Below are 24279 nucleotides of genomic sequence, written 5' to 3'. Positions count from 1 at the left end.
ACAAAGGATGCCGTATGTCTGCTGATAACACCACTGTTTCTCCGGCGCTTGCCGCCGGGGTGCGAACGCCTGCACCCGCCAAATCACTGAGTTTCCTCGAAGGGGTGGCGATGATTGTCGGCACCAATATTGGCGCCGGCGTGCTGTCCATCGCCTATGCCTCCAGCAAAGCCGGTTTTTTACCGCTGTTGTTCTGGCTGGTGCTGGTGGGGAGTCTGACCACCATCACCATGCTGTACGTCGCCGAATCCACCCTGCGCACCCGCGCGCACCTGCAATTAAGCGGGCTGGCTAAACGTTATGTCGGCGGTATCGGCGCCTGGCTGATGTTTGCTTCGGTTTGCGTCAACAGCGTCGGGGCGTTGACCGCATACATGACCGGCAGCGGCAAGCTGCTGCAATCTCTGTTCGGTATCTCGCCGGCCATCGGCAGCCTGCTGTTTTTCGTTCCCGCAGCGGGGGTGTTGTACCTGGGGCTGAAGGCGATTGGCCGCGGCGAGAAATTTATCAGCATCGGCATGGTGGTGATGCTGACCGCGCTGGTGGCGGCCACACTGCTGAAAGACACCACCCAGATGCGCAACCTGTTGGACGGCGACTGGCGCTTTATGGTGCCGGTATTCAACGTGGTGGTGTTCTGCTTCTCGGCGCAGTACATAGTGCCGGAAATGGCGCGTGGCTTCTCGGATAAGCCGGAGCAACTGCCGAAGGCGATTATCGTCGGCATGGCGGTAACCTTCGTGCTGCTGGCGGCGGTGCCGATGTCGGTGATCGCCCTCAGCGGGCTGAATAATATCTCCGACGTGGCGACCATTTCCTGGGGGCAGGCTCTTGGGCAGTGGGCGTTCTTCTCCGCCAATATCTTTGCGCTGTGCGCGATGCTGACCTCTTACTGGGGGCTGGGCGGCAGTTTCCTGACCAATATTTTCGACCAGTTCAGACTGGGCAATGACGAGCAACCGCTGCGCCGATTCGGCGTGCTGTTGCTGGTGGTGGTACCCCCGTTCGCGCTGGCATACAGCGGCCTGGTGTCGTTCGTTAACGCGCTGTATTTCGCCGGGGTGTTCAGCGGGGTGATCCTGTCGATTATGCCGATGTTGATCCTGCGAGGGGCGCGCAAGCACGGTGATCAAACGCCGCGCTGGCAGTGCAACTGGATCACCCACCCGTTGTTGCAGATCAGCATTGTGCTGCTGTATCTGGCCAGTGCGGTATACGCCATTGCCTCGTTGTTAGGTTATCTGCCCTCTGGATGGTGACTGCCTTCCCTCAAGAAGTGATGTTGTTTCTCAGTTGAGAACGGCGGCGTTGTGGCCGCCGATTTTTTTCAGCCGTGCGTTTTCTCCGGCAGCGCCAGCCAGGCCTGCACAGAGGGGCGTTGCCACTGTTTTTGCGCGTAGTGGCGAAGGTTTTCCGGCACTTCATCCCCGTGTATCACCAACCGGTTCAGCATCAACGCCAGATCGGTATCGGCAATGCACCACTCCCTGAACAAATTATCCTGGCCGTGGCTCAGTAATTTTTCGACTGCGGCGATCAGCTTGTTGGTTGCGGCCTCGGCGGCGGCGGACAGCGGCGGGAATTTTTGGTTGGCGAATACCGCCTCGGTTGGCCGTTCGACGCGAATTGGCAACAGATCGCTGCGCAGCCAGGCTTGAATTTCACGCGCTTTGGCCCGCAGCTTGACGTCGCGCGGGTAGACCGCATGAGCCGGATGAATATCCTCCAGATACTCGGTAATCGCCGAGGACTCGGACAGCTGGAACTCACCGATCACCAACGTAGGTACCCGACGGGTTAGCGACAGTGCCGCATAGGCAGCGCCTTTATTTTCTTCCTGCGCCAAATCGACCGGTTTCACGGTGAAGGGGATACTTTTCTCCGTCAGTGCAATAAATGCGGACATGGCATAAGGGCTGAAAAATTGGCTGTCGGTATAGAGCTCGGTAATCGGTTGAGACATCGGCTTTTCCTCAAGGCTAAGGGGAGAACATTGATCATTGCCGAGGGGTGGCGAAAAATCAATCTGTTAGCGGAAAGTTGTTGCCGGGGGCAGGCGGGGCAGCGATTATTCCGCCAGGGATGATGTGATATATTTGTTGCTATTACGTTGAATTTGGCAGTGCGAAGTAACATGAAGAACTCATTAGTAACAAGATTCAAGATTGGTTGCGCGCGCCTGTGGCCGCACCCGTTGGCCATGGGCAAAAAAGAGATTTTGCTTTCCAGCATCGGCGCCGGGCTGGGGTTGATGATTACCGGCTGGATCAGCCACTTTGTTTTGGGGGAGGTGAACCTGTGGTTTATCGCCCCGATGGGGGCCTCCGCCGTTTTGCTGTTTGGCGTACCGAACAGCCCGTTGGCGCAACCCTGGTCGATCGTGGGCGGCAATATGTCGGCTGCGCTGGTGGGGGTCAGCACCAGCCTGCTGATTGCCGATCCCGGGCTGGCTTGTGGAGTGGCGGCCGCAGTGGCCATTGGATTGATGTTCAAACTGCGTTGCCTGCATCCACCCGGCGGCGCGGTGGCGCTGACCGCGATCCTCGGCGGGCCGGGCATTCACCAACTGGGTTACAGCTTTGTGCTGTACCCGGTGCTGCTTAATTCGGTGTTGCTGGCGGTACTGGCGATTATCTTCAATAACCTGGCCGGACGCCGCTATCCGCACCAACTGGCACCGGCCGAAGCCAAGCCCACCGGCCTGCCGATTGATGCGGTATCTATTACCCGGGCGGATCTGCATGAAGTGCTGATGCAGGGCGAGCTGTTTGACATCGACGAGGACGATTTGCAGGAAATCCTGCAACGAGCGGAGCAGGTCGCTCATCGGCGGCAGAACGGCGCAGCCTGATTACGTCGGCGTGCAGCAAAACGGCAACCGGTACACAAACCCACTGTTTTAACCATACAGAATCACAGAACGTTGATCTGTGTGGTTTTGATTGTTAGTCGTTGAATCTGTCTTGTGTTTGTGACCTGAGTCACCCTATTACTTTGCGTGTAATTGAGGTGACGTGATGGAAAAGGCAATAGACTTGCCTGCTGACCGCGAACGCTTGTGGCGTAAATTATGCCGGTATTGCAGCCGTGGTTTTTTTTCGTATGGTCGCAGAAAGGCTTTACACTCGATGAGCCGGGAGCAACTGCGTGACATCGGGCTACGGCGTTGCGATGTGCATCAGGAAGGACGGGATTCGCTTTGGCAGCGTTGAGTGAGCGGAAACAAAAAACCACCTGCTGTGAGGTGGTTTGATGCGCTGTTATATCAGCGAGAATTTGGTGGCCCCTACTGGACTTGAACCAGTGACCAAGCGATTATGAGTCGCGTGCTCTAACCAACTGAGCTAAGGGGCCAAGCGGCGAGATTATACGGTAATCCTTCGGCGCAGGTCTATAGTTAAGCATCTGTATGTTGTTTTTATGCGCAGTTCTAGTCTGTTGTAATTGCTGGTGGATTTTGCGATAACCGGTGTAAATCCCTTTTATCGGACCTCATCGATCCATGAATCTTTTGGCGCCAAACTTGCGGGTGGTGTTTTGCGGCATCAATCCCGGCCTTTCATCGGCTCATCAGGGCTATCCCTTTGCCAATGGCAGTAACCGTTTCTGGAAGGTGTTGCATCAGGCCGGTTTCACCCAGCGCCAACTGGCACCGGAGCAGTGGCAGCAGTTGCAGGATACCGGCTGCGGCATCACCGCTTTGGTGGCGCGCCCGACGGTCGCGGCCAGCGAAGTGACGCGTGAAGAATTGCGCAGCGGCGGCGATGCGTTAAAAGACAAAATTCTGCAATTCCAGCCGCATGCATTGGCGGTTCTGGGTAAGCAGGCGTTCAGCAGCGCCTTCGGGGTGAAAAATGCGCCCTGGGGGCGGCAGGAGATGACGATCGGCAAAACCCAGGTGTGGGTATTGCCTAATCCCAGCGGGCTGAACCGCGCCACGCTGGAGCAGCTTACCGAGAGCTACCGCGAGCTGTTCCTGGCGCTGGAGTGACTCCCCCAGGATTTCAGGCAATAAAAAACCCCGGCAGGCCGGGGTTTTTTGTTTGCAGCCAATCGCTGGCCTTAGTCGTCCAGGAAGCTGCGCAACACTTCGGAACGGCTTGGGTGGCGCAGTTTACGCAGGGCTTTGGCTTCGATCTGACGAATACGCTCACGGGTAACGTCGAACTGTTTGCCCACTTCTTCCAGCGTGTGGTCAGTGTTCATATCGATGCCGAAACGCATGCGCAGCACTTTCGCTTCACGGGCGGTCAGGCCGGCCAATACGTCGTGCGTTGCAGAGCGCAGGCTTTCCGAGGTGGCAGAATCCAGTGGCAGCTCGAGGGTGGTATCCTCGATGAAATCGCCCAGATGCGAATCTTCATCATCACCGATCGGCGTTTCCATGGAGATCGGCTCTTTGGCGATCTTCAGCACTTTGCGGATTTTGTCTTCCGGCATCAGCATACGTTCAGCCAGCTCTTCCGGCGTCGGTTCGCGGCCCATCTCTTGCAGCATCTGGCGCGAAATACGATTGAGTTTGTTGATGGTCTCAATCATGTGCACCGGAATACGGATGGTACGCGCCTGGTCGGCGATAGAGCGGGTGATGGCCTGACGGATCCACCAGGTGGCGTAAGTTGAGAACTTATAACCACGACGGTATTCGAACTTGTCTACCGCTTTCATCAAACCGATGTTGCCTTCCTGAATCAGATCCAGGAACTGCAGACCGCGGTTGGTGTATTTCTTGGCGATAGAAATAACCAGACGCAAGTTGGCTTCAACCATCTCTTTCTTCGCACGGCGCGCTTTCGCTTCACCGATAGACATGCGACGGTTGATGTCCTTCACCTGCTCGATGGTCAGGCCGGTCTCTTCTTCGATCTGACGCAGTTTCTGCAGGCTGCGCTGTACGTCATCCGTTACGTCTTTCAGCTTTTCTGACCATGGCTTGGCCATCGCCAGCGCCGCTTCGAACCAGGAATCGCTGGTTTCGTTGCCGGCGAACAAAGTGACGAAGTTTTTCTTCGGCATTTTGCACTGTTCAACGCACAGCTTCATGATGATACGTTCCTGAGTACGAACGCGGTCCATCATGATGCGCATGCTGTTGACCAGGAAGTCGAACTGTTTTGGCACCAGGCGGAACTGCTTGAACACCTCAGACAGCTTCAGAATTTCTTCCGCTGCGCTGGCGTGGCTACGGCCGTTCTTTTTGATGACCAGACGGGTCGCTTCATACTGATCGCGCAGGTCGGTGAATTTCTGACGTGCCAGCTCCGGATCGATGCTGTTGTCGTCTTCAGCGTCGTCGTCGTCTTCTTCGTCTTCTTCGTCATCGTTCTGCTCTTCGGTCGACAGCTCAGAACCGACGTGCGTTGCGGTTGGGGCGATGTCCTCTTCCGCATTAGGATCGACGAAACCGGTGATCAGGTCGGACAGGCGAGCTTCGCCGGCTTCAACGCGATCGTACTGCTCCAGCAGGTAGGTAATGGCTTCCGGGTATTCGGCAACCGAGCACTGAACCTGGTTGATACCGTCTTCAATACGCTTGGCGATGTCGATTTCGCCTTCGCGCGTCAGCAGTTCAACGGTACCCATTTCACGCATGTACATGCGCACCGGGTCGGTGGTACGGCCAATTTCAGATTCAACGCTGGACAAGACTTGAGCGGCAGCTTCTTCCGCATCTTCGTCTGTGCTGTTTGAGTTTTCAGCCAGCAACAGGTCATCGGCGTCCGGGGCTTCTTCCATCACCTGGATGCCCATGTCGTTAATCATCTGGATGATGTCTTCGATCTGATCGGAGTCGACGATATCTTCCGGCAGATGGTCATTGACCTCAGCATAGGTCAGATAGCCTTGCTCCTTACCACGTTGGACAAGAAGTTTAAGCTGTGACTGCGGGTTTTGCTCCATAAGACGGTATCCACACTTCAGAGTATTTAGGTTGGTGTCGGTCGGCGAAACCGCCAACAATAGCATTTGGGGCGTTTTTGTTGTTGCCGCGGCCCACTGTGGCGGCATATTGCAGGGCTTCTGCCCTCGCATTTATCGGCACTTAAGCCGTTTGGTATTCAGTTTTTCTTCGCTAAAACCTGATTGAGAGAACGGACTTCTTCACGTTCTTCCGGGCTCAGGCCGTGCGTTCTGGCCTGTGCGATCAATGTCTCCAGCCGCTGCTCCAGTACGGAGTCGTACAGGCTGGCCAAGGTATCCAAAAATGTCTGCTCGACCCTGTCCTCAACGATCATATGGTTCCATGTCGCCAGGGTTTCAAGCTGCTGGCTCAATTTGTTGTCGCGATATTGCTCCAACAATTGGCCGGTTGTCAGCCCCGGCTGGGCCAGGCAGGTCTGCACCAGCTCGACAAACAGCGGTAAACCCGCCTGTTTGGTCTGCTCCAATCCCTCGAGTGAAGGGATAAGTGTAGCCAGTTGCGGATTTTGTACCAGTAACCCTATTAGTATACGCATGGTTGTGCGTTTTAGCTGGGGCGCCTGATAAGTATTCGCATTTTCGGCCTGTTTGGGCATCAGCTTGTCTAGCTGGCTGTCATCGAGCAGGCCAAGCTTGCTGCCGAGCTGTTGGCGCAGGTACAAGCGCAACGTTTCGCCCGGCACCTGGGTAATCAGTGGCAGTGCCAGCGTACTCAGTTTGGCGCGGCCGTCCGGGCTGCTCAAATCCACCTGTGGCATCAGCGTTTCGAACAGGAAAGTGGAAAGCGGCTGCGCCAGCTCCATTCGCTGTTCGAAGGCATCTTTGCCTTCTTTTCGGACCAATGTGTCCGGGTCTTCGCCGTCGGGCAAAAACATAAACCGCAGTTGGCGCCCGTCGTTCAGATAGGGCAGCGCGGTTTCCAGTGCGCGCCAGGCCGCTTCGCGACCGGCTCTGTCACCGTCATAGCAGCAGACAACGTTATCGGTAGCGCGGAACAGCAGCTGAATATGTTCAGCCGTCGTTGAGGTTCCGAGCGAGGCGACGGCATAATCGATGCCGTATTGCGCCAGCGCTACCACGTCCATATAGCCTTCCACTACCAGCAAACGCTGCGGGGTAGGGTGGTTCTGCTGCGCTTCATACAGGCCGTACAGCTGACGACCCTTGTGGAATACTTCGGTTTCCGGCGAGTTCAGGTATTTCGGCATGCCGTCACCCAATACGCGTCCGCCAAAGGCGATCACTCGCCCGCGTTTGTCGCGAATAGGGAACATCACGCGCTCACGGAAACGATCGTACGAGCGGCCTTGATCGTTAGTCACCAGCATGCCGGCATCGTTCAATGCGAGACGCGTGTCGGCGTCACGACCAAAACGTTTCAATGCGTTATCCCAACCGGCGGGTGCAAAGCCGATGGCAAAATGGCGGATAACGTCGTCACTGAGCCCGCGCTGTTGCAGATAATTACGCGCCGGCGTGCCGGAAGGCTGATGCAGTGACTGTTGATAGAACGTACTGAGCTGTTCCATCAGTTGATACAGGCTTTGACGCTGATGACGTTCGATCTGGGTCGGCCCGGTTCCTGCCTCGTAAGGCACTTCCAGCCCGTGCATGGTCGCCAGCTCTTCGATGGTTTCGACAAACTCGAGCCTGTCGTAATTCATCAGAAAGTCGACGGCGTTACCGTGCGCACCACAACCAAAACAGTGGTAAAACTGCTTTTCGCCATTAACAGTAAATGAAGGCGTTTTTTCGTGGTGGAACGGACAGCACGCGTGATAGTTCTTGCCTTGCTTCTTGAGCTTTACACGCGCGTCGATCAGATCGACGATGTCGGTGCGAGCCAGCAAGTCATTGATAAATACACGCGGAATTCGTCCAGCCATAAGCCCTTACTTTACTAGCCTATAAACGAGAACAAGCCGCGCATTCCTTTCGGAAAGCACGGCCTTCGTATGCAACTACACGGTCTGCGCGATTTTTAAAATCAGAAATTCACGCGGCGGGGTTACCCCCGAAGAATTAATACAGACGAGTGCGGCGTGCGTTTTCGCGAGCCAGTTTCTTCGCGTGACGTTTCACAGCAGAAGCTTTAGCGCGTTTACGTTCGGTAGTCGGTTTTTCATAGAACTCACGACGACGAACTTCAGCTAAAACGCCTGCTTTCTCGCAAGAGCGTTTGAAACGACGCAGAGCAACGTCAAATGGCTCGTTTTCACGTACTTTAATTACCGGCATGTGCCTCTCACCTCAATAAAATTCGGTTTGCTGCTGGCCAAGCGCCAGCCTTTTCAAAATGGTGCGGAATTTTACTTCAACGGATGCTGCTTTGTAAAGCACCACAGCAAATTGAAACCTGCGCCGCCCTGGTAAAACGTGCGCAATTTTGCATCGGGCGCTGATTATAGTCTAATCAGAAAAAAATGCTCGTTTTTAATCAAACCGGCATTTATGGCTGGAATCATCAACATAGCTTCCGGCCGGCGACAAGATGTACCCGGCTGGCGGTAAATAGGCATGATTGTGGTAAACTGCAGGCCGCACGTGAATGATGGGAAAGGGTAATGCGAGTACTGGGTATAGAAACCTCCTGCGATGAAACCGGAATTGCAGTGTATGACGATCAGACCGGTTTATTAGCGAATCAGTTGTACAGCCAGGTGAAGCTGCATGCCGATTACGGCGGTGTAGTGCCGGAGCTGGCCTCCCGCGATCACGTGCGTAAAACCGTGCCGCTGATTCAGGCGGCCTTGAAGGAAGCTAACCTGACCGCTGCCGATATCGACGGCGTCGCCTACACTGCCGGGCCTGGCCTGGTGGGCGCGTTGCTGGTCGGCGCCACCATTGGTCGCGCGCTGGCGTTTGCCTGGAACGTGCCGGCGGTGCCGGTGCACCACATGGAAGGCCACCTGCTGGCACCGATGCTGGAAGACAATCCGCCCGCATTCCCGTTTGTCGCGTTGCTGGTTTCCGGCGGCCACACGCAGTTGATCGGCGTGACCGGCATTGGGCAGTATGAGTTGCTGGGCGAGTCGATAGACGATGCGGCCGGTGAAGCTTTCGATAAAACCGCCAAGCTGCTTGGGCTGGATTACCCCGGCGGGCCGATGTTGTCGAAAATGGCGCAACAGGGCATTGCGGGCCGCTTCACCTTCCCGCGCCCGATGACCGATCGTCCGGGGCTGGATTTCAGCTTCTCAGGGCTGAAGACCTTTGCCGCCAACACCATTCGTTCCAACGGTAATGATGACCAGACACGCGCGGACATAGCTCGCGCGTTTGAGGATGCGGTGGTGGATACGTTGGCGATCAAATGCAAACGTGCGCTGGAGCAGACCGGTTTTAAACGCCTGGTGATGGCCGGCGGCGTCAGCGCCAACCGTACTCTGCGCACCAAAATGGCGGAAATGATGCGTAAACGCGGTGGTCAGGTGTTCTATGCCCGTCCGGAATTCTGTACCGATAACGGTGCGATGATCGCCTATGCGGGCTTGGTGCGATTGAAAAGCGGCGCCAACCCGGAACTGAGCGTTTCGGTGCGCCCGCGCTGGCCGTTGGCAGAATTGCCTGCGGTATGATAGATCAAAGGCCGGAGATTTCCGGCCTTTTTGATCACTCTTGTTTTTTCTCTTCCGGCTCCACCGCATCCGCTTTTTTCTTGCGGAACTTGTCCCAGATTTTCCCTTCCTGCCCACGCCACAGGCGTTGGATATTGTCATGGTGCCGCATCAAAATCAGGCAAGACAGCATCGCCACCGGGAAGGTGAACTGCGGTTTGAACCACCAAACGTAAAAAGGGGCAATCAAGGCGCTGACAATCGCGCCCAATGAGGAATAACCGCTGAGCAGCACGGTCAGCAACCAGGTGCCGGTCATCAGGCCGGTAAGATCCCAGCCTATCGGCGCTATGGCACCAAAGGCCGTAGCCACGCCTTTACCGCCGCGGAAATGGAAGAACACCGGGTAGATATGCCCCAGGCAGGCGGCGATCGCCGTCAGGCCCAGATACAGCGGCGGTATCTCCAGCTTGTACGCCAGCCAAACCGGCAGCATTCCCTTGAGAATATCGAACACCAGCACCGCCGCCGCCGCCAGGCGACCGCCGATGCGCAGGACGTTGGTGGCCCCTGGATTCCCTGAGCCATGTTCACGCGGATCGGGCAGCCTGGCGATCCGACAAACCAGGATCGCACTGGAAACTGAGCCACACAGATACGCGAAGATAATCATGCCAAGCGCGGTAGCACTCATAACGCGGTTCCGTTTAATAATGGTCGTTTTACTAGCAACATCTATGGATAATACGCATATTCCGCTGGAAGTGGTATCCGGCAAGGCCAAAAACAGAGAATGACGTGATGGATATCGTATTTATTGAAGAGCTTACCGTTATTACTACCATTGGCGTTTATGATTGGGAACAAAACATTCGCCAGAAGCTGGTGTTCGATATCGAAATGGGCTGGGACAACCGCCAGGCTGCTGCCAGCGACGACGTAAACGACTGTCTTAGCTATGCCGATATCAGCGAAGCTATCATCCAGCACGTGGAGCCGAATCGTTTTGCGTTGGTGGAGCGGGTAGCAGAGGAAATATCTGAAATTTTACTCCAGCGCTTCAATTCCCCGTGGGTCCGTATTAAGGTCAGCAAACCGGGCGCAGTTGCACACGCCAGCCGGGTTGGGGTCATTATTGAGCGTGGCACCCGGCCGGTGTGACTTCCTGTCATGCGCGTGCAACTAAAGACCGTTAACCTGGTCTGAACCTGAGAATTGTTTTAGCGGCAATGTATTGAACACTGCCGCTTTTTTATGTTGGTAGTCGCAAATTTATAGGGTGAGCGAAACACATGGCGGACATGCATTCACTGTTTATCGCGTTTGTTCTTGGGGTGGTCGAAGGGTTAACTGAATTCTTGCCGGTATCCTCTACCGGGCACATGATTATTGTGGGCGAGTGGCTGGGCTTTACCGGCGACAAGGCCAAAACCTTTGAAGTCATTATTCAGTTGGGATCGATTCTGGCGGTGGTGGTGATGTTCTGGCGCCGTCTGTTCGGCCTGATCGGCATTCACTTTGGCGGCAAGCCGGTGGAGCACGAAGGCAAGACCGCAGGGCGGTTAAAGCTGGGCCATATCCTGTTGGCGATGATCCCGGCGGTGGTGCTGGGTTTGGTGTTCCACGACGTCATTAAATCGCTGTTCGCGCCAAAAAACGTGATGTATGCATTGGTGGTCGGCGGTTTGCTGCTGCTGGCGGCGGAATGGCTGAAGCCGAAAAAACCGAGTGCGGAAGGGCTGGACGACATCACCTACCGTCAGGCGTTTATGATCGGTTGTTTCCAGTGTCTGGCGTTGTGGCCAGGCTTCTCCCGTTCAGGCTCCACCATTGCCGGCGGCATGTTGGTGGGCGTGAACCGTTATGCGGCTTCTGAGTTCTCCTTTATTCTGGCGGTGCCGATGATGATTGGCGCCAGCGGCCTGGATCTGTACAAGAGCCTGCACTTCCTGACGATGGGCGATCTGCCGATGTTTGCCGTCGGTTTTGCGACCGCTTTCGTGGTGGCACTGATCGCGATCAAAACCTTCCTGTCGCTGATTAAGCGCATCTCGTTTGTGCCGTTCGCTATTTACCGCTTTATCGTTGCCGCCGTGGTTTACATGGTCTTCATGTAAGCGGCAGCGTCAATGAAAAACCCCGCTTTGCGGGGTTTTTTTATGCCTGATCGAGAGGGAGGTCCTGGGTGAGTTTCCAGTCGGCCAGCATCTGCTGGCGGCGGCGTTTGAGCTCATCGCGGATCGCCAGCCCCTGCAGGCCGCTGGCCACGACCTCTTTTACCGAGACGGCATTCGCCACCTGGAAAGCCTGGCGCAAATAGTCGCCCTGCGGATAAGGATTGTTTTCAAACCCGGTACGGCCGCGTGCGTCCGCCTCGCTGGTCAGGATCATCTGTTCCAGCCTCTGCGGTTTACGCCAGACGTCTATCGCATCGAAAAGCTTCAGCAGGGTCTCCGGGCGCAGCTTGTTGACGGTATGAATCAGATCATGGTTTTCGGCCACCAGCTTGGCCAAGTCGCGTACCGGATTGGGTACCCGTAAACGTTGGCATAGTTCTTCGACCAGCTTAACGCCGCTCAGGCCGTGACCGTGATGATGTGGCCAGAGTTCTTGCGGCGTCAGCCCCTTACCGAGATCGTGGCACAGTGCCGCGAAGCGTACGTCGACTTCGGGGCTGAGTTGGGCGGCGATAGCCAGCGTCATCAGGGTGTGAATGCCGGTGTCGATCTCCGGGTGCCATTTGGCCGGGGCCGGCACGCCGAACAGGGCGTCAATCTCGGGGAACAACACTGTCAGCGCATCGCAGTCGCGCAGGACCTGGAAATACACTTGCGGGCTTTGGCTTTGCAGCGCTTTTTCGGTTTCTTTCCATACCCGTTCGGCGGTCAGCGCCGACAACTCACCGCTGTGGGCCATTTGGCGCATCAGCTCAGCGGTTTCCGGGGCAAGGGTAAAACCCAGATGAGCAAAGCGGGCGGCAAAACGGGCCACGCGCAGCACGCGCAGCGGATCTTCACCGAAGGCATCGGAAACGTGGCGCAGCACGTGGGCTTGCAAATCGGCCACGCCGTGGAAAGGATCGATCAACTCGCCGTCGCTGCCGCGAGCGATGGCGTTGATGGTCAAATCGCGGCGCTGCAAATCTTCTTCCAGCGTTACGTCCGGTGCGGCGTAGCAGGTAAAACCGGTATACCCCTGGCCGGATTTACGCTCGGTGCGCGCCAGCGCATATTCTTCATGGGTCTCAGGGTTGAGAAACACCGGGAAGTCTTTACCGACCTGTTGATACCCCTGCGCCAGCAGTTCTGCAGGCGCAGCGCCTACCACCACCCAGTCGCGGTCGAAAACCGGTATCTCAAGCAAACTGTCGCGGACGGCGCCGCCGACCAGGTAGATCTTCACTATTATGCTCCTGCATGATTCTGGGACTCTGTTGACCAGATTACCTCAATTAGCCGGGCCGTGCCGAAGCCAATAAAAAAGGCGCCCGCAGGCGCCAATCTCAAACTGAACGATACTGAGATCAGTTCATCCAGCGATTGCTGTTCTTGCGACGCGGGATCAGGTGTGGCAACAGCAGGCCGAGCAGCAGGCCAACGCCGGCGACGCCGCCGCCGTACATGAACCACTGCAGGATAATGGTGCGCTGTTTGTCGTCGAGCTGCAGGTTAACCGCGTTAACCTTCTTCTGGGCTACGACCAGCTGATTTTTCAGATCTTGATTTTCCTGCTGCAGGCCGCTGATGGTGCCGTCGCTTGCAGCCACTTTTTGCTGCATTTCCGCGGTGCGTTGGTTCCAGCTGTTGTCGATATTGGCCAGCTTGTCGGTCAGGGTTTTCACCTGCTGTTCCAGCGCAGGCACGCGGGTGCGCAGGCTTGGCGTTTCGCTGAGCTGATCGAGCGGGATCCAGATAGTGCGGCCTTTCGGATCGCGGATTTGGCCATAGTTGGTGCTGTCATTTACGCTCAACAGGGTGACTTCTTCACCGGCGTTCAGAGTACCGACGATACGGTACTGATTACCCGGGCCGCTGTGGACGTAAGTACTCAATTCATCGGAGATATAGCGCTTATCTTCGGCATGTGCGCCCCAAGTGATGCTGAAGCTCAGCACGGCAAGGCAAATTAGGCGTAATTTCTGCATTAGTTCATCGTTTCTGTGTGAATTTATGGAACGATAGTAGAGCGTTCAGTCTGACGACGCAACGCAAAAACCGGAATGAGAACTATCTTACTGTGGCAGATTCTGTGAGTTGCGCAGCGTTTTATAACGTAACAGGTTTTTTCTGCAGTTAGCAGGGTTAAGGCGCCGGGAATCGCGGTAAGATAACGGCAACTGTGCGTCATCGGGCAGAGCGTGGCAGGCAGAGCCCGCCGCCGTGAAGGCTGGCGCGAATGCGTAACTTATTGGTGTAAAAGACTTATGACCGTTGAAATAGAATTGAAATTTATTGCCACCCAGGATGCCGTCGCCGCTTTGCCGCTGCAACTGGCCGCCTGGCCGCATCAGCATTCGGCGCCGCAAAAGCTGACCAATATTTACTTCGAAACCGCCGACAATTTTTTGCGCAGCCATGATATGGGGCTGCGCATTCGCGGTTTTGACGACAGTTACGAAATGACCATCAAAACCGCCGGCAAGGTAGTGGCAGGTTTGCACCAACGTCCGGAATACAATGTGGCGATCGCCAGGCCGGAACTGGCGCTGGATTTGTTCCCGACGGATATCTGGCCACAGGGCTGCGACATCCAGGCGTTGCAGCAGCAACTGCAACCGCTGTTCCGCACCGATTTCGTGCGTGAGAAGTGGGTGGTCACTTACGGTAAGAGCGAGATTGAGGTTGGTCTGGACCAAGGTGAAGTGAGCGCGGATGAACTGAACGAAGCGCTGTGCGAGATCGAGCTGGAGCTTAAAGAAGGCAACACCGCCGATTTGCTGGCGTTGGCCAACGCGCTGGCAGAACACGGCGGCCTGCGTCAGAGTAGCCTGAGCAAGGCGGCGCGCGGTTATCATTTGGCGCAGGGCAACCTCCCGCGCGAGCGCCACCCTCTGGCGGTATTGAAACCACCAGCCAAATCCAGCGTTGAGCAAGGGATGGTTGCCGGCTTTGAACTGGGGCTGAGCCATTGGCAGTATCACGAAGAACTGTGGCTGCGCGGCGATGGCCTGGCCCGCCGTTCGGTAATGGAAGCGATTGCACTGATCCGCCAGGCGCTGGTGGTCTTCGGCGGCCTGGTGCCACGCAAGGCCAGCGCCGATCTGCGTACCCGGCTGACTGCGCTGGAGCCGCTGCTGGTTGATAAGACCACCAAACCGCAGGTGCTGTGCTACAGCGCAGAATACCTGCAATGTAAGTTGGCGCTCACATCGTGGCTGGTGACCGGCGCCTGGCGACCGTTTATCGATGCCAAAGCCCAGACCAAGCTGGACGGCTCTTTCAAACGTTTCAGCGACATTATGCTTGGGCGCAGCGCCGCCGAGTTGAAAGAAGCCTTCACCCGCACGCTCAATGACGACGAGTATGAAGAACAGCTGCCGCGTCTGACGCGCCAGGTCTCGGCATTTATTCTGCTGTCGGGCGCGTATCCGGATGACGAAACCGGCCCGTATATCGAAAGCTGGCGCGAGCTGCAGCTGGCGGTGGCTGAACGGCGTCAGGGTTGGTACGAGGCCACCCGCAAGCAGGCCTTATCGCATGCGCCATTCTGGTTAAACGGCGCGCTCCGCTAATCAAGCCGGCCTGCGAGGTGCAGGCCGCAGGACGGATCATTCACTATGTTGCCACTCTCGTGCGCGTTACAGGCTCAGGCACAGAACATCGTGCAGCGTTTTCAGGAAACTCAGGGTGCGGATTGCGCACTCAGCAGTCAGGAACAGTGGGTTTTAGCGTCAAGTGACTTTGTCAGCGACATGTTGCTCAACCAGCCTGCATGGCTGGAGACGCTGCGCAAGCAACCGCCGGTGGCGGATGAGTGGCAACACTATGCCGCCTGGTTGCAGGACTCTCTGGAAGAGGTGCGTGACGAAACGCAACTGATGCGCGTGTTGCGCCTGTTCCGCCGCGAGACGCTGGTGAGGATCGCCTGGGCGCAGGCGCTGAACCTGTGCAGCACGGAAGAAACGTTGCTGCAACTGAGCAGGCTGGCGGAAACGCTGATCGTCAGCGCCCGCGACTGGCTGTACCAAACCTGTTGCCGCGAGTGGGGCACGCCTTGCAACGCACAGGGCGTTCCGCAGCCGCTGCTGATCCTCGGGATGGGGAAATTGGGCGGCGGTGAACTGAACTTCTCGTCCGATATCGATCTGATCTTCGCCTACCCGGAAAACGGCCAGACCCAGGGCGGGCGGCGCGAGCTGGATAACGCCCAGTTCTTCACCCGTCTGGGGCAGCGGCTGATCAAAGCGCTGGACCAGCAAACCATTGACGGCTTTGTCTATCGCGTGGACATGCGGCTGCGGCCTTTCGGCGACAGCGGTCCTCTGGTGATGAGTTTTGCCGCGCTGGAAGATTATTATCAGGAGCAGGGCCGTGACTGGGAGCGTTACGCCATGGTAAAAGCGCGGCTGATGGGCGGATCTGAAGACGCTTACAGCCAGGAGTTGCGCAAAACCCTGCGGCCGTTCGTGTTCCGCCGTTACATCGATTTCAGCGTGATCCAGTCGCTGCGCAACATGAAAGGCATGATCGCGCGTGAAGTGCGGCGACGCGGTTTGAAAGACAACATCAAACTGGGTGCCGGCGGCATTCGCGAAATTGAATTTATCACCCAGGTGTTCCAGCTGATCCGCGGCGGGCGCGAGCCGATGCTGCAAGGGCGTTCGCTGCTGCCGACATTGCAAGCGGTGGGGGAGCTGGGGCTGCTGGAGCCGCAACAGGCGCAGGCGCTGAGCACCAGCTATCTGTTCCTGCGCCGGCTGGAAAACCTGCTGCAGGCGATTGCCGATCAACAGACCCAAACGCTGCCGCAGGATGAGCTCGATCAGGCGCGTCTGGCCTGGGGCATGGGGTTCAGCGACTGGCCGGCGCTGCTGGCGACGCTGGAAACCCACATGCAGGCAGTAAGGGCGGTATTTAACGACCTGATTGGCGATGACAGCCCCGATGTGGGCGAAGATCCCGATTATCAGCACTATCACAGTCTGTGGCAGGATGCGCTTGAAGAGAACGAACTGGCGCCGCTGACCCCGCATCTGGATGAAGACGCTCGCAGGCAGGTGCTGCGTATCATTGCCGAATTCCGCCATGACGTAGACAAACGCACCATTGGCCCGCGCGGCCGCGATGTGCTCGATCAACTGATGCCGCGCTTGTTGGCCGAGGTGTGCCCGCGTCGGGATGCGCCGACCGCGCTGCTGCGTTTGACGCAACTGCTGCTGAGCATTGTGACCCGCACTACCTATCTTGAGCTGCTGGTGGAGTATCACGCGGCGCTTAACCATTTGATTCGCCTGTGCGCCGCTTCGCCGATGGTCGCCAATCAGCTGTCGCGCTACCCGCTGCTGCTGGATGAACTGCTGGAACCGGCGACGTTGTATCAGCCGGTGGCGCCGGACGCCTACCGCAGCGAGCTGCGCCAGTACCTGCTGCGGGTGCCGGAAGACGATGAAGAGCAAAAGCTGGAAGCGTTGCGCCAGTTCAAACAGGCCCAGCAGTTGCGTATCGCCGCCGGGGATATCTCCGGCGCGCTGCCGGTGATGAAAGTCAGCGATCACCTCACCTATCTGGCAGAGGCGATCATCGACGTGGTGGTGCAGCAGGCATGGAGCGACATGGTGGCGCGCTATGGCCAGCCAACCCATTTGCAAGAGCGGGAAGGGCGTGGTTTTGCGGTGATTGGTTACGGTAAATTGGGCGGTTGGGAACTGGGCTACAGTTCCGATCTGGACCTGGTGTTTATCCTCGATTGCCCGCCGGACGTGATGACTGACGGCGAACGTTGCATTGATGGGCGCCAGTTCTATCTGCGCCTGGCGCAGCGGGTGATGCACCTGTTCGGCACTCGCACCTCGTCCGGTATTTTGTATGAGGTGGATGCTCGCCTGCGGCCTTCGGGCGCTGCCGGTATGCTGGTCAGCACCGTCGAGGCGTTTGCCGATTATCAACAGAACGAGGCCTGGACCTGGGAACATCAGGCGCTGGTGCGGGCACGCATCGTGCACGGCGATCCGGTTTTGCATCAACAGTTTGACGTCATCCGCCGCGAAATCCTGTGCAAACCGCGCGATCCTGAAACCTTGCGGAAGGAGGTGCGCGAGATGCGCGAGAAAATGCGCAATCACCTCGGCAGCAAGCAGCGCGAATTGTTTGATATCAAAGCCGACGAGGGCGGCATCACCGATATCGAATTTATTGCCCAGTATCTGGTCTTAGGCTATGCGAGCGCCGAGCCGCGCCTGACGCGCTGGTCGGATAACGTGCGCATTTTCGAGCTGATGGCCAATTACGACATCATGCCGGAAGAGGAAGCGCGCGCGCTGACCCAGGCTTACGTCACCATGCGCGATGAGATCCATCACCTGGCGTTGCAAGAGCATTCCGGCAAGGTCGGTAGTGAGCTGTTCGCCGCCGAACGTGAGCAGGTACGCGCCAGTTGGGCGAAATGGCTGGGTTGACAAGGCCGGTTGCGCAATACGTTTTGCAGGTATTACGGACGTCTGTGGTAATATCTGCGCCACTAAAATTTTGGACTTTTTTGGAGTTATCGGATGAAAGTTACGCTGCCTGATTTTCGCCGCGCCGGGGTATTGGTGGTGGGTGACGTCATGTTGGATCGCTATTGGTATGGCCCGACCAGCCGCATTTCACCGGAAGCGCCGGTGCCGGTGGTCAAGGTTGATACCATCGAAGAGCGTCCGGGCGGTGCGGCTAACGTGGCGATGAACATTGCTTCGCTGGGCGCCAACTCACGCCTGGTGGGCCTGACCGGCATTGATGACGCGGCGCGGGCGCTGAGCGCCAAGCTGAACGAAGTGAACGTGCGCTGCGATTTTGTCTCGGTGCCAACGCACCCGACCATCACCAAGCTGCGCGTGCTGTCGCGTAATCAGCAACTGATCCGTCTCGATTTCGAAGAAGGTTTTTCCAACGTCGATCCGCAGCCGATGCTGGAACGCATCCAGCAGGCGCTGCCGCACATTGGCGCGCTGGTGCTGTCTGACTACGCCAAAGGCGCATTGAGCCAGGTGCAGAGCATGATCCAACTGGCACGCGCCGCCAAGGTGCCGGTACTCATCGATCCAAAAGGCTCCGATTTTGAGCGCTATCGCGGCGCGACGCTGCTGACGCCAAACCTGTCCGAGTTTGAGGCGGTGGTAGGCCACTGCAAAGACGAAGCCGAACTGGTTGAACGCGGCATGAAGCTGGTGGCGGATTTTGATCTTTCCGCGCTGCTGGTTACCCGTTCCGAACATGGCATGACGCTGCTGCAACCGGGCATTGCGCCGCTGCATCTGCCAACGTTGGCGCAGGAAGTGTTTGACGTGACCGGTGCCGGCGATACCGTGATTGGCGTGCTGGCTGCCGCTCTGGCCGCCGGTAATACGCTGGAAGAATCCTGTTTCCTGGCCAATGCCGCCGCCGGCGTGGTGGTGGGCAAGTTGGGGACCTCGACCGTTTCGCCAATCGAACTGGAAAACGCAGTGCGCGGCCGTGCCGAAACCGGCTTTGGCGTGATGACCGAAGCCCAGTTGAAAACAGCCGTGGCGCAGGCCCGCCAGCGCGGTGAGAAAGTGGTGATGACCAACGGCATCTTCGACATTCTGCATGCCGGCCATGTTTCCTATCTGGCCAATGCCCGCAAAATGGGCGATCGTCTGATCGTGGCGGTGAACAGCGATGCTTCCACCAAACGTCTGAAAGGTGAAACCCGTCCGGTCAACGTGCTGGAAAACCGCATGATCGTGCTCGGTGCGCTGGAAGCGGTGGACTGGGTAGTGCCGTTTGAAGAAGACACGCCTCAGCGCTTGATCGCCGACATCCTGCCGGATCTGCTGGTGAAAGGCGGTGACTACAAACCTGAAGAGATCGCCGGCAGTGCCGAGGTGTGGGCCAACGGCGGCGACGTCAAGGTACTGAACTTTGAAGACGGCCTGTCGACCACCAACATCATCAAGGCAATCAAAGACGGGCGTGGTTAACATCTTCTTTTTTTAGCCTAAATAATTCGAGTTGCATAAAGGCGGCAATCGAGTGAGTCCCGATGAGCTTACACGAGTTAGTGATCCGGGTGAGTAAGAGCAGCCAACGTGGATGCAGCTTGAAGTATGACGGATAAAATGGCGGTGGTCAGTGAGTGGACTGAAGCAGGAGCTGGGGTTGGCGCAGGGCGTCGGGTTATTGTCCACTTCGTTGCTGGGTACCGGGGTGTTTGCCGTCCCGGCACTGGCGGCACAGGTGGCGCAGGGCGATAGCCTGTGGGCCTGGCCGGTGCTGATTGCGTTGGTATTCCCTATCGCCATCGCCTTTGCGGCTTTGGGGCGCCACTTCCCCAGCGCCGGCGGTGCTGCGCACTTTGTCGGTATGGCCTTTGGCCCGCGCATGGCGAAGGTCACCGGCTGGTTGTTTCTGTCGGTGATCCCGGTCGGTCTGCCGGCCGCCTTGCAAATTGCCGCCGGGTTCTGGCAGGCCACGCTCGGTTGGAGCGCCAACGGCCTGCTGCTGGTACAGATCGCCACGCTGGTGGCGATTTGGCTACTGGGGACGCGCAGCGCGGGCTCCAGCGCCAATATTCAAACGCTGATCGCCATTCTGGTGGTGGCGCTGGTGGCCGCTATCTGGTGGCGAGGCGATATCTCGCCCGCCCAAATTCCCTGGCCTGCGATAGACGAAATTTCACCCCCCAATCTGTTCCATGCGCTGGCGGTAATGTTCTGGTGTTTTGTCGGCCTGGAGGCGTTCGCGCATTTGGCGACGGAATTCCGTAACCCCGAGCGCGATTTTCCGCGTGCGTTGCTGCTTGGCATGTTGGTCGCCGGGGCTGTCTACTGGGGCTGCACCGTAGCGGTGCTGCATTTCCACGCTTACGGCGAGCATCAGGCTGCCGCCGCGTCGCTGCCCGGCATCGTGGTGCAATTGTTTGGCCAGCATGCGCTGTGGGTGGCCTGCATCATTGGTTATCTGGCCTGTTTCGCCAGCGTGAATATCTATACGCAGAGCTTCGCCAGGCTGGTGTGGTCGCAGGCACAGGAGCGGCCGTCCAGTGCGCTGGCAAAACTGTCTGCCGGGCAGGTGCCGGTCAACGCATTAAGCGCGGTAGTGGGCTGCTGCCTGCTGTTCACCTTGCTGATTTATACGCTGAAGCTGCCGCTGGATACGCTGTTGGTGTATGCCAATGGCATTTTTGTGCTGATTTATCTGCTGTGCATGCTGGCGGGGTGCCGAATTTTGCACGGGCGCTCACGGCTGATGGCGGCGACAGGTTTGGTGCTGTGTCTGTTGCTAATGGTGATTATCGGCTGGAAAAGTCTGTATGCGCTGGGGATGTTCGCGCTGATTTGGCTGGTGCTACCGCGCAGGCCGCGGGCGGCGATCGAACCCTGATAAGGGCGCGGTATCGCGCCCTTGGTGAAGCCTTATTCGGCGTCCGGCTGTTGCGCTGCCGGTGCTGCGTTCAGCTTGCTTTCCAGCTCGCTCATACGCTGTTCCAGTAACGCCAGTTTTTCTCGGGTGCGCAGCAGCACCTGGGTTTGCACGTCGAACTCTTCGCGGTTGACCAAATCCAGGCGAGTGAGCTGTGACTGCAGCACCTGACGGATTTTCTTCTCGACGTCTTCCCCGAATTCACGAACGCCTTTAGGCATGGACTCATGAACCTGGCGTGCGATCTGTTCAATTTTTTTCGGGTCAATCATGGCGTATCCCTTTCAGAGTTTAATAGCTGTTGCCTAGTGTAATGCGAGTTGCCCGCCGGATAAACCAATAACCGCATTCTCCGCAGGGGGCCGAATTGTGCTTTTGCCAATTGCCCTGATTAATCATTAGCGTTATAGTCAGAATGCTTATTCTCAGGGCGGGGTGCAAGTCCCCACCGGCGGTAAATCACCTTCTACGGTGAAAGCCCGCGAGCGCTCAACCAGTCTCTTGTAGTTTGGTTAGAGGTCAGCAGATCCGGTGTAATTCCGGGGCCGACGGTTATAGTCCGGATGGGAGAGAGTAACGGTATCTGCCGGGCTTGCGCCCGCTGCGTTATTTTTTTAGCTATTGCTGTAGCTACTCCTCAAGATCGCCCTGGTTCTGGTAATCCATAATTTTCTAATGAGGTTTTTTACCATGAATCAGACGCTACTTTCAGATTTCGGCACGCCGGTAGAACGCGTTGAACGCGCTCTTGAAGCATTGCGCAACGGGCGCGGTGTGATGGTGCTTGATGATGAAAATCGTGAAAACGAAGGTGATATGATCTTCGCCGCAGAAACCATGACCGTTGAGCAAATGGCGCTGACCATTCGTCACGGCAGCGGTATCGTGTGCCTGTGCATCACCGAAGACCGCCGTCAGCAGCTTGAGCTGCCGATGATGGTGACCAACAACTCAAGCCAGTTCCAGACCGCCTTCACCGTGACTATCGAAGCGGCGCAGGGTGTGACGACCGGCGTTTCCGCTTCCGACCGCCTGACCACCATTCGTGCGGCAGTTGCCGAGAACGCCAAGCCGAGCGATCTGAACCGCCCTGGCCACGTGTTCCCTCTGCGTGCGCAGCCGGGCGGGGTGCTAAGCCGCCGCGGTCACACCGAAGCGACCATAGATCTGGTGGCAATGGCCGGTTTCAAACCTGCCGGCGTGCTGTGTGAACTGACCAACGACGATGGCAGCATGGCGCATGCCCCGGAAGTGATCGCTTTCGCCAGGCAGCATGATATGACCGTGGTGACCATCGAGGATCTGGTGGCTTATCGCCAGGCCCACGAGCAGAAGGCCAGCTGATAGCTACGCCGATATGAAGAAAGCCGCGAATGCGGCTTTTTTTGTGGCTGAAAATACTTAGCCGATACCGCCGCTTTGCAACAGCGTCAGGCTGAACCCCATGACCGCCATCCCGCACAGCACGCCGTAGCTGGGGTTGTTGTGCGGGTCGATCTCTTTGGCCAGCGGCATCAGTTCATCCACCGACAGCGCCACCATGATACCGGCCACCGCTGCCATAATCGACGCCATCACTACCGGCGAGATCATCGGGCCGAGCAGCAGGAACGCCAGCACGCCGCCGAGAATTTCCGCCATGCCGGAAATGCCCGACCACAGCAGCGCTTTGGTTTTTGAGCCGGTTGCGGCATACACCGGCCCGGCAACCGCCAATCCTTCAGGAATATTGTGGATGGCGACGGCCAGCGCGACGCCCATCCCCAATTCCAGATCGGCGCTGGCGGTGACGAAGGTCGCGACGCCTTCCGGGAAATTGTGCAGGCTGATGCCGAGCGTCAGCAGCATTGCGGTGCGTTTCAGGTTATAGGGAGTGAGCGGCTTTTGCTGCAAATCCTGTGGGTGCTGATGTGGCAGCAGGCGGTCCAGCGCAAAATACCCCAAGAGGCCGAGCATGAACATGCCGTAGCCCAGCATCGGCGACATACCCTGGGTGTGCAACGCCGCAGGCAGCATTTCCATGAGTGAAATCAGCAGCATAATCCCGGCGGCAAAGCCGAGGGCAAAGGCCAGCATCCGGTTTGACGGTTTTTGGCCGATGATGCCGAACAGGGCGCCGACAAAGGTGGCTCCGCCGGCCAGCAGGGTCAGGATCAGGGGTACTGACAGAATAGCCTCCTTATATGCTGATAATTATTGTTTGTTTTCTGATACTAACAGAGTCACAGCTGAAATCGAGCGGGTTTGACGGATGACTTCGATTGTTTAAACCATTCAAATTTATTGAAGATGATCATCATGGTTATCCGGCTGTGTTGCCGTGGTAAACGGCGTAATCTGCTTAGCAGAACCTATGATGACTAACCAAGGATTATGTATGAACACCTCTCGTATGCCTGCTCTTTTCCTCGGCCACGGTAGCCCGATGAACGCGCTGGAAGAAAATCGCTACACTCAGGCATGGCGTACGTTGGGTGAAACGCTACCGCGTCCGAAAGCCATCGTCGCCGTTTCTGCTCACTGGTACACCCGTGGCACCGCGGTTACCGCGATGGAAAAGCCGAAAACCATCCATGATTTTGGCGGTTTCCCGCAGGCGCTATTTGATACTCAGTACCCGGCGCCGGGCTCTCCTGAACTGGCGGCGCAGTTGCAGCAGTTGCTTGCGCCGATTGAGGTCACGGCGGATATCAGCGAATGGGGGCTGGACCACGGCACCTGGGGAGTCTTGATCAAGATGTATCCTGATGCGGATATCCCGATCGTACAACTCAGTATCGACGGCACCAAACCGGCTGAATATCATTACCAGCTGGGCCGCAAACTGGCGGCGTTGCGTGAGCAGGGGGTGATGATTGTCGCCAGCGGCAACGTGGTACATAACCTGCGGATGGTGAAATGGCAGGGTGACGCCACCCCTTATCCGTGGGCGGAATCCTTTGACAAGTATGTGCGCGATAATCTGAATTATCAGGGAGATAACCATCCTCTGGTGAATTTCATGCAACATCAGGGGGCGGCGTTGTCGAACCCGACGCCGGAACACTATTTGCCGCTGCTGTATGTGCTGGGCAGTTGGGATGGTGAAGAAGCGATATCCGTGCCTGTGGACGGCATCGAGATGGGGGCTTTGAGCATGCTGTCGGTGCAGGTCGGTTAATTGACATCCTCCCCGCCCTGAAGGACGGGGTTTTACGGCGCACCCGATAAAAAACACCAGT

At 57.2% G+C, this 24279-nt stretch carries 21 protein-coding genes, 1 tRNA gene and 1 riboswitch; of the genes, 12 read left to right on the top strand and 10 right to left on the bottom strand.

All coding sequences use genetic code 11. The annotated features are described in order from the left end of the window. Positions 1–14 precede the first annotated feature (14 nt). Positions 15–1259, top strand: coding sequence for an aromatic amino acid transport family protein (locus D4100_RS19595; RefSeq protein ID WP_006320538.1), 1245 nt, complete (start codon positions 15–17; stop codon positions 1257–1259). A 68-nt stretch (positions 1260–1327) separates the two neighbouring features. On the opposite strand, the gene yfcF is transcribed toward D4100_RS19595, so the two are convergent. After that, the gene (gene yfcF, locus D4100_RS19590) at positions 1328–1963 is read right to left on the bottom strand and encodes a glutathione transferase (RefSeq protein WP_006320540.1); all 636 of its coding nucleotides are present in this window, start codon (positions 1961–1963) and stop codon (positions 1328–1330) included. A gap of 171 nt (positions 1964–2134) precedes the next feature. Between yfcF and D4100_RS19585 the strand changes: the two genes are divergently transcribed. Next, a complete protein-coding gene (locus D4100_RS19585) occupies positions 2135–2851 on the top strand; it encodes an HPP family protein (protein ID WP_006320542.1) in 717 nt (238 codons plus the stop codon). Between the two features lie 426 nt (positions 2852–3277). Here D4100_RS19585 and D4100_RS19575 read toward each other — a convergent pair. Then, positions 3278–3354, bottom strand: a tRNA-Ile gene (locus D4100_RS19575). 148 nt (positions 3355–3502) lie between these two features. On the opposite strand from D4100_RS19575, the gene mug reads away from it, so the two are divergent. Continuing rightward, positions 3503–3991, top strand: a complete 489-nt coding sequence (gene mug / locus D4100_RS19570; RefSeq protein WP_043912856.1) for a G/U mismatch-specific DNA glycosylase — start codon at positions 3503–3505, stop codon at positions 3989–3991. Between the two features lie 71 nt (positions 3992–4062). Here the strand turns inward: mug and rpoD are convergent, their stop codons facing one another. The 3 genes from rpoD to rpsU all read right to left on the bottom strand — a co-directional run bounded on the left by rpoD (position 4063) and on the right by rpsU (position 8160). Next, entirely contained in the window at positions 4063–5901 is a 1839-nt protein-coding gene (gene rpoD, locus D4100_RS19565; RefSeq protein ID WP_006320545.1) for an RNA polymerase sigma factor RpoD, read from the bottom strand. 158 nt (positions 5902–6059) lie between these two features. Then, positions 6060–7808 carry a DNA primase gene (gene dnaG / locus D4100_RS19560; protein WP_004948354.1) on the bottom strand — a complete coding sequence of 583 codons (1749 nt, stop codon included), beginning with the start codon at positions 7806–7808 and terminating at the stop codon, positions 6060–6062. 136 nt (positions 7809–7944) lie between these two features. Further along, positions 7945–8160: a 30S ribosomal protein S21 gene (rpsU, locus tag D4100_RS19555; RefSeq protein ID WP_001144069.1), complete on the bottom strand. Its 216-nt coding sequence runs from the start codon at positions 8158–8160 to the stop codon at positions 7945–7947. A gap of 326 nt (positions 8161–8486) precedes the next feature. On the opposite strand from rpsU, the gene tsaD reads away from it, so the two are divergent. Beyond that, complete coding sequence (gene tsaD, locus D4100_RS19550; RefSeq protein WP_119805063.1) at positions 8487–9500, top strand: tRNA (adenosine(37)-N6)-threonylcarbamoyltransferase complex transferase subunit TsaD; 1014 nt, start codon at positions 8487–8489, stop codon at positions 9498–9500. A 34-nt stretch (positions 9501–9534) separates the two neighbouring features. Here the strand turns inward: tsaD and plsY are convergent, their stop codons facing one another. Then, the gene (gene plsY, locus D4100_RS19545) at positions 9535–10173 is read right to left on the bottom strand and encodes a glycerol-3-phosphate 1-O-acyltransferase PlsY (RefSeq protein ID WP_006320563.1); all 639 of its coding nucleotides are present in this window, start codon (positions 10171–10173) and stop codon (positions 9535–9537) included. 107 nt (positions 10174–10280) lie between these two features. On the opposite strand from plsY, the gene folB reads away from it, so the two are divergent. Both folB and bacA read left to right on the top strand, forming a co-directional pair. Further along, a complete protein-coding gene (gene folB / locus D4100_RS19540) occupies positions 10281–10640 on the top strand; it encodes a bifunctional dihydroneopterin aldolase/7,8-dihydroneopterin epimerase (RefSeq protein WP_006320572.1) in 360 nt (119 codons plus the stop codon). Positions 10641–10771: 131 nt separating this feature from the next. Further along, positions 10772–11596, top strand: a complete 825-nt coding sequence (gene bacA / locus D4100_RS19535) for an undecaprenyl-diphosphate phosphatase (protein WP_119805062.1) — start codon at positions 10772–10774, stop codon at positions 11594–11596. 40 nt (positions 11597–11636) lie between these two features. Here the strand turns inward: bacA and D4100_RS19530 are convergent, their stop codons facing one another. Together D4100_RS19530 and D4100_RS19525 are read right to left on the bottom strand one after the other, a co-directional pair. After that, positions 11637–12881, bottom strand: coding sequence for a multifunctional CCA addition/repair protein (locus D4100_RS19530; RefSeq protein ID WP_119805061.1), 1245 nt, complete (start codon positions 12879–12881; stop codon positions 11637–11639). Positions 12882–13002: 121 nt separating this feature from the next. Next, on the bottom strand, positions 13003–13623 hold the full coding sequence (locus tag D4100_RS19525) for a TIGR04211 family SH3 domain-containing protein (RefSeq protein ID WP_006320575.1): 621 nt from the start codon (positions 13621–13623) through the stop codon (positions 13003–13005). Between the two features lie 279 nt (positions 13624–13902). Here D4100_RS19525 and D4100_RS19520 point away from each other — a divergent pair, with 279 nt between their 5' ends. The 4 genes from D4100_RS19520 (at position 13903) to yjeH (ending at position 21019) form a co-directional block, all read left to right on the top strand. Continuing rightward, complete coding sequence (locus D4100_RS19520) at positions 13903–15210, top strand: CYTH domain-containing protein (RefSeq protein WP_119805060.1); 1308 nt, start codon at positions 13903–13905, stop codon at positions 15208–15210. A gap of 45 nt (positions 15211–15255) precedes the next feature. Next, the gene (gene glnE / locus D4100_RS19515; RefSeq protein ID WP_006320577.1) at positions 15256–18093 is read left to right on the top strand and encodes a bifunctional [glutamate--ammonia ligase]-adenylyl-L-tyrosine phosphorylase/[glutamate--ammonia-ligase] adenylyltransferase; all 2838 of its coding nucleotides are present in this window, start codon (positions 15256–15258) and stop codon (positions 18091–18093) included. 93 nt (positions 18094–18186) lie between these two features. After that, positions 18187–19617 carry a bifunctional D-glycero-beta-D-manno-heptose-7-phosphate kinase/D-glycero-beta-D-manno-heptose 1-phosphate adenylyltransferase HldE gene (gene hldE, locus D4100_RS19510; RefSeq protein ID WP_006320578.1) on the top strand — a complete coding sequence of 477 codons (1431 nt, stop codon included), beginning with the start codon at positions 18187–18189 and terminating at the stop codon, positions 19615–19617. A gap of 151 nt (positions 19618–19768) precedes the next feature. Continuing rightward, complete coding sequence (gene yjeH / locus D4100_RS19505; RefSeq protein WP_006320579.1) at positions 19769–21019, top strand: L-methionine/branched-chain amino acid transporter; 1251 nt, start codon at positions 19769–19771, stop codon at positions 21017–21019. Between the two features lie 32 nt (positions 21020–21051). Here yjeH and ubiK read toward each other — a convergent pair whose 3' ends face one another. After that, entirely contained in the window at positions 21052–21330 is a 279-nt protein-coding gene (gene ubiK / locus D4100_RS19500) for a ubiquinone biosynthesis accessory factor UbiK (RefSeq protein WP_004948322.1), read from the bottom strand. Between the two features lie 145 nt (positions 21331–21475). After that, a riboswitch (FMN riboswitch) is annotated at positions 21476–21637 on the top strand. Between the two features lie 111 nt (positions 21638–21748). On the opposite strand from ubiK, the gene ribB reads away from it, so the two are divergent. After that, the gene (gene ribB / locus D4100_RS19495) at positions 21749–22402 is read left to right on the top strand and encodes a 3,4-dihydroxy-2-butanone-4-phosphate synthase (RefSeq protein ID WP_006320580.1); all 654 of its coding nucleotides are present in this window, start codon (positions 21749–21751) and stop codon (positions 22400–22402) included. Positions 22403–22459: 57 nt separating this feature from the next. Here the strand turns inward: ribB and zupT are convergent, their stop codons facing one another. Further along, positions 22460–23227 carry a zinc transporter ZupT gene (zupT, locus tag D4100_RS19490; protein ID WP_119805059.1) on the bottom strand — a complete coding sequence of 256 codons (768 nt, stop codon included), beginning with the start codon at positions 23225–23227 and terminating at the stop codon, positions 22460–22462. 208 nt (positions 23228–23435) lie between these two features. Between zupT and ygiD the strand changes: the two genes are divergently transcribed. Beyond that, positions 23436–24218 (top strand): 4,5-DOPA-extradiol-dioxygenase, encoded by a 783-nt coding sequence (ygiD, locus tag D4100_RS19485; RefSeq protein WP_006320583.1) that lies wholly within the window; start codon positions 23436–23438, stop codon positions 24216–24218. The last annotated feature ends 61 nt before the right edge of the window (positions 24219–24279 follow it).

The organism is Serratia inhibens (assembly GCF_003591175.1).
Taxonomy (GTDB): Bacteria; Pseudomonadota; Gammaproteobacteria; order Enterobacterales; family Enterobacteriaceae; genus Serratia; species Serratia inhibens.
Note: the sequence above shows the minus strand (reverse complement) of the source record. Positions and strands in the feature narration are given on the sequence as shown.